General features: G+C 43.5%; 6 protein-coding genes. 4 read left to right on the forward strand and 2 right to left on the reverse strand.

The window, feature by feature from the left end:
* Nucleotides 1–139 precede the first annotated feature (139 nt).
* Both aceE and G511_RS0115910 read left to right on the forward strand, forming a co-directional pair.
* The gene (gene aceE / locus G511_RS0115905) at nucleotides 140–2,815 is read left to right on the forward strand and encodes a pyruvate dehydrogenase (acetyl-transferring), homodimeric type (RefSeq protein ID WP_084629133.1); all 2,676 of its coding nucleotides are present in this window, start codon (nucleotides 140–142) and stop codon (nucleotides 2,813–2,815) included.
* 84 nt (nucleotides 2,816–2,899) lie between these two features.
* The gene (locus tag G511_RS0115910; protein ID WP_028470521.1) at nucleotides 2,900–4,525 is read left to right on the forward strand and encodes a 2-oxo acid dehydrogenase subunit E2; all 1,626 of its coding nucleotides are present in this window, start codon (nucleotides 2,900–2,902) and stop codon (nucleotides 4,523–4,525) included.
* Between the two features lie 64 nt (nucleotides 4,526–4,589).
* On the opposite strand, the gene G511_RS0115915 is transcribed toward G511_RS0115910, so the two are convergent.
* Entirely contained in the window at nucleotides 4,590–5,777 is a 1,188-nt protein-coding gene (locus tag G511_RS0115915; RefSeq protein WP_028470522.1) for a GAK system CofD-like protein, read from the reverse strand.
* 317 nt (nucleotides 5,778–6,094) lie between these two features.
* Here G511_RS0115915 and G511_RS0115920 point away from each other — a divergent pair, with 317 nt between their 5' ends.
* The gene (locus G511_RS0115920) at nucleotides 6,095–7,177 is read left to right on the forward strand and encodes a GGDEF domain-containing protein (protein WP_156905235.1); all 1,083 of its coding nucleotides are present in this window, start codon (nucleotides 6,095–6,097) and stop codon (nucleotides 7,175–7,177) included.
* 154 nt (nucleotides 7,178–7,331) lie between these two features.
* Nucleotides 7,332–8,837: a fumarate hydratase gene (locus G511_RS0115925; RefSeq protein WP_028470524.1), complete on the forward strand. Its 1,506-nt coding sequence runs from the start codon at nucleotides 7,332–7,334 to the stop codon at nucleotides 8,835–8,837.
* A 13-nt stretch (nucleotides 8,838–8,850) separates the two neighbouring features.
* Here G511_RS0115925 and G511_RS0115930 read toward each other — a convergent pair.
* A partial coding sequence (locus tag G511_RS0115930) for an integrase core domain-containing protein (RefSeq protein WP_028470525.1) occupies nucleotides 8,851–9,166 on the reverse strand: 316 nt, incomplete at its 5' end.

Here is a 9,166-nt window from a genome sequence, read left to right on the forward strand (position 1 = left end):
GCGAAGATAATTACCCATTTCTCCCGGTCCATATCAGTTCACAAGGCTGATTGCTTTTGTCCTTATAAGGGGCGCCATTAAGGGACTCTATTCGAGTCCCATTATTACTCTGTCGTTTATGTCCTTTGGGAAAAATAATATGAATACAATTAATCCTATAACTGAGTCATTTAGTAATGATGAGATGACTCAAGAGAATAAAGAGTGGATTGAGGCTCTAAATGATATTTTGAGCGCCCAGGGAGAAAACCGTGGTCGCGATATTTTGCGCCTATTACAAAATTATATGTTGAGTAAAAATATTAACTTAACGGAAGCAACGCTTAATACGCCTTATCGAAATAGTATCTCTACCAATGATCAGCCGGCTTATCCAGGTAATCCTGAGTTAGAGCAGCAATTAGAAAATATTATCCGCTGGAACGCGGCGGCTATGGTCCTTAAAGCAAATGATCAAGGTACTGGTGTTGGTGGGCATATTGCGACATACCAGTCTGCCGCGACGATGCTGGAAGTGGGTTTTAATCACTTTTTCAAAAATAAAACGGGTCAATACGGCGGTGACCAGCTGTTAGTTCAAGCACATGCTGCTCCGGGTTTATATGCCAGAGCTTATGTTGAAGGGCGTTTGTCTGACCAACAGATGCAGAACTTTCGCCGCGAATTACAAGACGGCGGTGGGTTAAGTTCGTATCCACACCCACGGCGTATGCCAGATTTTTGGCAAGGGCCTACCGCATCGATGGGTTTATCAACGCCTTCTGCGATTTATCAAGCTAGGTTCATGAAGTATTTAGAAAATCGCGGCTTGAAAAACCAAGATGGCGGGAAAATTTGGTGCTTTATTGGCGATGGTGAATCAGATGAGCCGGAAGTACTAGGCACCATCAATATGGCGACACGCGATAATCTAGATAACTTGGTGATGGTGGTTAACTGTAACTTGCAGCGCTTAGATGGGCCGGTACGCGGCAATGGAAAAATCATCCAAGAGTTAGAGCGTAATTATCGTGGTGCTGGTTGGAATGTTATCAAGGTAATCTGGGGAAGTGAGTGGGACGAGCTCTTTTCACGTGATCACGATGGGATTTTACAAGCACGTATGGATCGCGCTGTTGATGGTGATTATCAATTTTATACTGTCTCAGATGGCCCAACGGTCCGTGATCACTGGACAGAAGGTGATCCAAAGCTTGATGCGTTAATGAAAACACTCAGCAATGAGCAAATACGTTGCATAAAACGTGGTGGGCAGGACCGTCGTAAGATCTTCGGTGCGTTTGATTTGGCACTGCGTAGTGATGGTAAGCCGACTGTAATTTTGATGAAAACGGTGAAAGGTGATGGTATGGGGGCGTCTGCTGAAGGGCAGAATACTTCGCACCAAAAGAAACAATTTACGGCTACTGAGCGAATTGATATTGGGCGTCGTTTCGATATCCCATTAAATGATGATGCTCTAGCGGCTGCTGAGCTTTATAAGCCAAAAGATGATAGTGCCGTTATGCAGTATATGCATGAAAAACGCCAAAATTTAGGTGGTTACTTACCTTCGCGAAAAGTCGATTTTGTGCCTGTTGTTGCGCCTGAGTTGAGCTTGTTTAAAGAAGCGCTAGAAGGCACAAAGCGTGAGCAATCTACAACGATGTCATTCGTTAAAATGTTGTCACGTATGCTTAAAGATAAAACATTAGGTAAATACATTGTCCCTATTGTGCCTGATGAAGCACGTACTTTTGGTATGGAGTCCTTATTTAATCAATTTGGTATTTACTCCTGTGAGGGGCAAAAATACAAACCTGTCGATTCCAGTAGTTTGCTACCGTATAAAGAAGCAAAAGATGGACAGCTATTGCAGGAAGGTATTTGTGAAACTGGTGCTATGGCTTCTTTCTTGGCAGCAGGTACGGCGTATGCCAATTATGGTGTGCCGACTATTCCGTTCTACATTTTTTATTCTATCTTCGGCTTTCAGCGTGTTGGCGACATGATCTGGGCATGTGCAGACAGTTTAGCAAAAGGCTTTTTGCTAGGTGGCACCGCCGGACGAACGACTCTGAATGGTGAAGGTTTGCAGCATCAAGATGGCCACTCTCATGCAGTAGCAGCGACTGTCCCTAATATGTACAGCTATGATCCCTCTTTTGCCTATGAGTTGGCTGTTATTGTGAGGGATGGTATCAAGCGTATGTATGAGCAGGGAGAGAATATCTTCTACTACCTAACTTTGTATAACGAAAACTACTCGATGCCAGCGATGCCTGACAATGTTGAAGATGGCATTTTACAGGGCATGTACCGCTTTAAAGAAGGTACTAGTGATGGTCACAAAGTACATTTGATGGGCAGCGGTAGTTTGATGCAGGAAGTGCTAAAGGCTGCTGATATCTTGGCGGAATATGGCTGTAGTACAGATATTTGGAGCGTGACTAGTTACAACCAACTTACTCGCCAAGCTCAATCTATCGAACGGCATAATTTACTAAACCCTGAGAATCCGTCTCTGAATTATGTTGAGCAACTGCTTGAAAGTGAGAGCGGCCCTTTTGTTGCTGTATCTGATTTCATGAAGTCATTACCGAACGGCATTGCGCGTTGGTTCCCAGAAGGACTGACTGCGTTAGGGACTGATGGTTTTGGCTTGAGTGAAAGTCGCCCGACGCTACGTGACCACTTTGAAGTTGATGCTCGCTATATTGCGTGGGCGGCATTAACTAGCCTATATCGCAAAGGCTCAGTCACTGCCGGTGAGTTGCTAGGTGCACGTGAAGCACTGGATATCCCACATGAAAAAGCTGATCCCGCTCTATTTTAAGGGCTGACTGTGTCGAGATTTTTTAAACATTCGTAACCACTTTGGGTTTTTAGCCCAGAGTGCCCACTTTTATGGGAGTGATTTATGGCTACGGAAATAATATTAATGCCCGATGCTGATGGCAGCGGTGATGTAATTGAGTTTTGTGTTGAGATTGGCGGCCAGATTGTTGCTGGTGAATCGTTAATTGTTATTGAGTCAGATAAAGCCTCTATGGAGGTACCTTCTTCAATAGAGGGAACGGTGGTTGAGTGGCTAGTTGAGATGGGAGACGGCATTGAAAAAGGTCGCCCACTTGCTAAGGTTGAAACATCAGGTGTTATAACCAGTGATATTGACGCCGGGGTTGTTGAAGTAGTTGAAAATTCTGTACCTGAGAGTGCTGAAGTAGCCTCAGTTGCATCGGCGCAGATGGTTTTAATGCCAGATGCCGGTGGAAAAGGTGATGTTATAGAGTTTTTTGTTCAACCTGGCGATAGCTTTGAAGAGGGAGATATGCTGCTGTTAGTTGAGTCTGATAAAGCTGCTATGGAAATTCCTGCACCTTTCTCAGGTAGTGTTATCGAGCTTGTGGCTGAAGTGGGCCAAACGGTTGAAGAAGGGGTTGTCTTAATTAAGGCCTTGGGAGCTGTAAAGTCGAGCTCTGTTGAAGATGCCGCACCTTTGGCTGTTACTCTGGTCGATAGCAACGCTAGTAAGCTTGCGAGCGCTTCGAAAACCCTCGCTTCTTCTTCAACAATTGCCGCAGCATCGACCGTTGCAGTCAGTAGCACAGTTACTGCATCGTTATCTGCAGTAGGCACTAGCCAGGTTTATGCTGGCCCAGCAACTCGAAAACTAGCACGAGAGTTAGGCGTTGATTTAGCGAAAGTGAAAGGTGCTGGCAAGCGAGCGCGTATCTTAAAAGAAGATGTGAAGCAGTTTGTGAAACAGCAAATGTCTCCAGCGAATAACGCTAATGTAGAGGTTCAATCTGGAATACCCGCTATACCGAGTATAGATTTTAGTCAGTTTGGTGAAATCGATACTCAGAGCCTTTCGGGTATCGCTAAAGCAACATCTGCACATATGACGCGCTGTTGGTTAAATATACCTCACGTTACCTTGTTTGATGAGGTGGATATTACTGACCTAGATGCATTTCGTGCAGCGATTAATCCTGAGCTTTATGGCTTGCTGAAGAAGCCAACCATACTGCCGTTTATCATCATGATTGTTGCTAAAGCATTGCGCAAACACCCGCAGTTTAATGCTTCGTTGCATGCAGATGGTGAGCAGATTATCTATAAAGACTATGTGCATATCGGTGTGGCTGTTGATACACCCGCGGGATTAGTTGTTCCTGTTATCAGGGATGCTGATAAAAAGTCAATCAGTGAATTAACGCTAGAGCTTGCTGAATTAGCGACAAAAGCGAATGAGCGAAAGCTGAAGGTTGACGATATGCAAGGTGGCTGTTTCACCGTCTCGAGTCTCGGGGCGAGTGGTGGTGTTGGTTTTACTCCTATTATTAATGGGCCAGAAGTGGCTATTTTAGGGGTAGCAAGGGCTGATATTAAACCCTCTTGGGATGGAGAAGCTTTTATACCGAGAAAACAGTTGCCGTTATGCTTATCTTTTGATCACCGAGTGGTCAATGGAGCGGATGCCGGGCGCTTTATGGCCATGATTCATCAATGCTTATCAAAGATAGGAAACACCCTCCTGTAGTGAGCGCTTGCTCTTTAGAGTGGCCCTTGTTGGCCACTCTTTTTTTTGCCCATCAAAGTGCATGCTATGTTAATGAAAGGAGCGCATGAACCAGTTTTTCAGCACTGTAGTAGGGGGCACTGTCTGGTGTTACAAGAGGAGTATCAATGATCTGAATGTTGTAAGACGCTAGGTACTGTTGAGTCTCTGCATCGACCTCAGTAAAGCGAGAGTCTATCAAAATAATATTTAAGAATTGTTCGTTTTCTTTTTTTAAGCTCTCCGCCTTTAGATATTTTAATAACTGCTGGATAGCTTGCGATATTGTCGTTCCATAAAGCTCAGGGTCTTTTCCAAGACTCGGTATATATACTTTTGGGCAGGTATTTTCTTGAATGGATTCTGAAACGCCAACGGGCAATAGATTGGTAAGAATACTGCTGTAGAAGCTACCAGGAGGGTAGCAAATTAAATCGGCTTCTTTAATTAACGTACTGAGTGGAGCACTTAACTGGCATTGTGTTTTTTGATAATAATCGGGGTCACTGCTTAAACTGATATCTTTAATGCGGGACTCTAATGGCGGTGCTTCTTTTCCTGTGATTCTATGTTGTCCGACAATGCGCTGCCCATCTTCTAAATGGGCGGTTAGATGAAGGCTTTCTTCCGTGATAGCGTGCACTTTACCTAACGTATTAATAAGTTTACTGAGCAGAAATATGACTGGCTCAAGCTGTCGGTTATGCGTTAAGTAACCACCTGAAATTAATAAATTACCAATGCTTGCTCCACGCAAGTTGAAATTTTCAGGCATGACGTTGATAAAGAAAGAGAGTAAGTTTCTCACTAAGTCCCGCATAGGCTGTTGGATAGCAACTATTAACGGGTCTGTACCCTCTGCAATGCTAGATAACTGCGCTGTTAGTTCGGCATCTGTGGAAGATTCGGGTAAACGATAATTGAAGAGTGCATAAGTAGCTGGGCTGCCCGTGATTGTTTCATCGGCCAACGCCAGTAAGCGGCTACGTAAATCACCAATAGCAGGCATGTCAAATGCACTGCGTAATTTGGCGGAACTACCACCAGAGTCAAATGCAGTCACAAGGTGCACAGAGTTATGCGTATAGTGTTTGAGTATTCTACTGGTTTGTTTAAGTGCGCTGCCACCTGAGAAAAACAATATTCTTGGGCCTAGTTCTGGGCTTTTATAGTAACGGCTGATCCTCATTGGATCCGGCAATGATACTTGGCGTTGAATGAGGATTTTATTCATATATTTAACCTTATAAAGAGCTTCAGGGTCTTGTTAAATGAAAAAGGATAAGTATCTATATGATAGGCTAACACTGGTTAATTCTCAGTAGGTTTTCACATAAAGGCCATAAGTGCTGTGGGTAAGAAAACTTATTCTTAGTATAGTACTGAGCAATAGGCTGTATTCAAGTTTGGTATAATAGCTAACCGAGTCATTGTGTTTGTCGGATCTATAGTTAGGGTGTTTTACTTTCGGTAGGTGTACAACTATCTTAATACTATTAGCTATTTTACATGAGTGAACCACATCGGTATCTACAAGTATAAGGATGTAATTTGAGAAATTTCGCGAATTACCTCACTCTTTCAGGACGCCCTTCCTGTATTGAAGAAAAAGACTTTCGACGATTCGTGATCATCACAGTTATAGGGATGTTTGCAGGTTTGGTTCACTTGGCACTGATCCCTGTTTTTTTCAGTATAGGTGCCGTTGAAATGGCATTAATTAATATCGCTAGCGTTATTACATGGGGATATGGTTTATTTCTCAACGGCAAGGGAAGGCAAGCTGATGCAATACTAGTGATATGCACTGAGGTGTGGATTCACTCGGTATGTGCTGTTATTTTTCTTGGATTAGATGTCGGTTTTCAGCATTATTTATGGGCGATTTCTGCATTAGGTATTTTGAATACGCGACTCAATTATTTATATGTTTCGTTTTACAGCCTGTCGTTTATTTTTACGTTTGCGCTTCTTTACCTGTTCTGCGCTGATGTGTCTTATCAGTATAAATACAGTGAATATGTTGAGGCAGTTCATTTTATAAATATTATGGTAGCAGGTATTCCTTTTATCATATCCATGATGGTTATTCGTTTCATTACTGTCACCCAAGAAGATGCCATGGCTAAGCTTGCATCGTTAGATAGTTTGACTGGGCTCTATAATCGAAGAATGGCGACAGAAATATCGCTTAAAATACTGCAGCAAGCTTCAAGAAACGGTGAGCCTGTCAGCATGGCATTAGGTGATATTGATTACTTCAAGAGAATTAATGATAGCTTTGGTCATGCTGAAGGTGATCATGTTTTATGTGAAGTAGCATTGTTTTTTAGATCCAGGTTGCGTGAAGCAGATATTATTTCTCGCTGGGGAGGAGAAGAGTTTCTTATTGTTTTACCCGGTGTTGATGGGGAATCTGCTTATTCAAAAATCGATAAAATTCGCCAGTTTTTCGAAAAAGAAGTGCGAGTCGAAAGCGATGCTAACTATGTTACTCAAATGAGTTTTGGAGTAGTTGAGTGTACCCCGGGTGTTACGTTTGGAGAATGTCTCAAGCGTGCAGATGAGGCATTGTATTTAAGTAAAGAGCAGGGCCGGAATAAAGTTACGTTGTCAGAAAAATCAGATCATTAACCTCCTAATATTAACGTGGATATGAGTTCCTACTTATCCTAAGTTAAGACTAACGCCCAACCCCGCATAGCAATTGATTTGGTGTATAATCCTGCCACAGATAGGCTCATTAGAGCCATACCATGATAAGAACCAGAGCAGTGGAGAGCCTCGAATGAGCGTTATTCGCCAAGACGATTTCGTCGATAGCATCGCAGATGCGTTACAGTTTATCTCCTATTATCACCCACTTGATTTTATTAAAGGGGTGCACGAAGCATACTTGAAAGAAGAGAACCAAGCGTCTAAGGATGCGATGGCTCAGATTTTGATTAATTCACGTATGTGTGCAGAAGGGCACCGTCCTATTTGTCAGGATACGGGTATTGTTACCGTGTTTCTGAAAATCGGTATGGATGTTCAGTGGGATGCCAAAATCGGTGTCACCGAGATGGTCAATGAAGGCGTACGTCGCGCTTATATGCACCCAGATAACGTATTGCGTGCTTCTATTTTGGCTGATCCTGCTGGGAAGCGTCAAAATACTAAAGATAATACGCCTGCTGTTATCCACTATGAAATAGTGGATGGAGGAGAGGTTGAAGTTCATATCGCAGCGAAAGGCGGCGGTTCTGAGAACAAATCTAAAATGGTGATGTTAAACCCATCTGACAGCATTGTTGATTGGGTTGTTAAAACGGTCCCTACTATGGGTGCTGGCTGGTGTCCTCCTGGTATGTTGGGTATAGGTATTGGTGGTACGGCTGAAAAAGCGGCTGTGTTAGCTAAAGAGTCATTGATGGGCTCTATCGATATTCATGAACTGCGTGAACGTGGGCCTCAGAATCGTATAGAAGAGTTGCGTCTTGAAATTATGGATGCAGTTAACGCGTTGGGTATTGGTGCTCAGGGTCTAGGTGGTCTTACTACAATCCTTGATGTGAAAATCATGGATTACCCAACTCATGCTGCTTCTTTACCGGTTGCTATGATTCCTAACTGTGCAGCAACGCGTCATACTCACTTTACGCTTGATGGAAATGGTCCTGCGGTTCTTACACCACCGAACTTGGATGATTGGCCAGAAGTTACTTTTGAAGTAGGTGCTAGTACGCGTCGTGTGAATTTGGATGAAATCACGCCAGAAGACGTCAAAGACTGGAAAGTTGGCGAGACTGTTTTACTTAACGGTAAAATGCTTACCGGTCGTGATGCAGCTCATAAACGCATGATTGAAATGCTGAATAACGGTGAAGAGCTTCCTGTTGATCTTAAGGGCCGGTTTATTTACTACGTTGGCCCTGTTGATCCAGTGGGTGATGAAGTCGTTGGTCCTGCGGGTCCTACAACGTCAACACGTATGGATAAATTCACTCGTCAGATTTTAGAAAGTACTGGGCTACTAGGTATGATCGGTAAATCTGAACGTGGCCCTACGGCGATAGAAGCGATTAAGGATAATCAAGCTGTTTATCTAATGGCTGTAGGTGGCGCCGCTTACCTGGTCTCTAAGGCTATTGTTGGTTCTAAGGTGTTAGCATTCCCAGAAATGGGGATGGAAGCTATCTATGAGTTTGAAGTGAAAGATATGCCAGTAACGGTAGCCGTTGATGTAAACGGGGAGTCTGTCCACAATACCGGCCCTGCCAAATGGAAAGACATTATTGCTACGCAAGTATAGTGTTTGTCCCGTCCTAAAATACGTTGACGGTTTTTGATAGAAGCGGTTGCCCTAGGCAGCCGCTTTTTTTATGCACCTCTTCTGGCGTTTTCATGCCAAGGCTCAAGTGCGGCCTCATTTGGTTATAGATAGCGATTGACTCAGCCACCAACACTTTCAATTCAATAAACGTTTTACATCGATACAGTAGAAACTCCTGCTTGAGTATCCCGTTAACTCTCTCTGCCAGTGCATTCTGATAGCAATCATAACCATCTGTCATCGACGGCACCATACCGTTATCCTCCAATGCCTTCTGATAGACTACTGAACAGTATTGAAGCCCTCTA

It is taken from the genome of Neptunomonas japonica DSM 18939, from assembly GCF_000422765.1.
Lineage (GTDB): Bacteria > Pseudomonadota > Gammaproteobacteria > Pseudomonadales > Balneatricaceae > Neptunomonas > Neptunomonas japonica.

What these genes read in the sequence shown, in the direction of transcription:
- aceE (WP_084629133.1), top strand. Translation starts at nt 140, where the DNA reads ATGAATACAATTAATCCTATAACTGAGTCATTTAGTAATGATGAGATG.
- G511_RS0115910 (WP_028470521.1), top strand. Translation starts at nt 2,900, where the DNA reads ATGGCTACGGAAATAATATTAATGCCCGATGCTGATGGCAGCGGTGAT.
- G511_RS0115915 (WP_028470522.1), bottom strand. Translation starts at nt 5,777, where the DNA reads ATGAATAAAATCCTCATTCAACGCCAAGTATCATTGCCGGATCCAATG.
- G511_RS0115925 (WP_028470524.1), top strand. Translation starts at nt 7,332, where the DNA reads ATGAGCGTTATTCGCCAAGACGATTTCGTCGATAGCATCGCAGATGCG.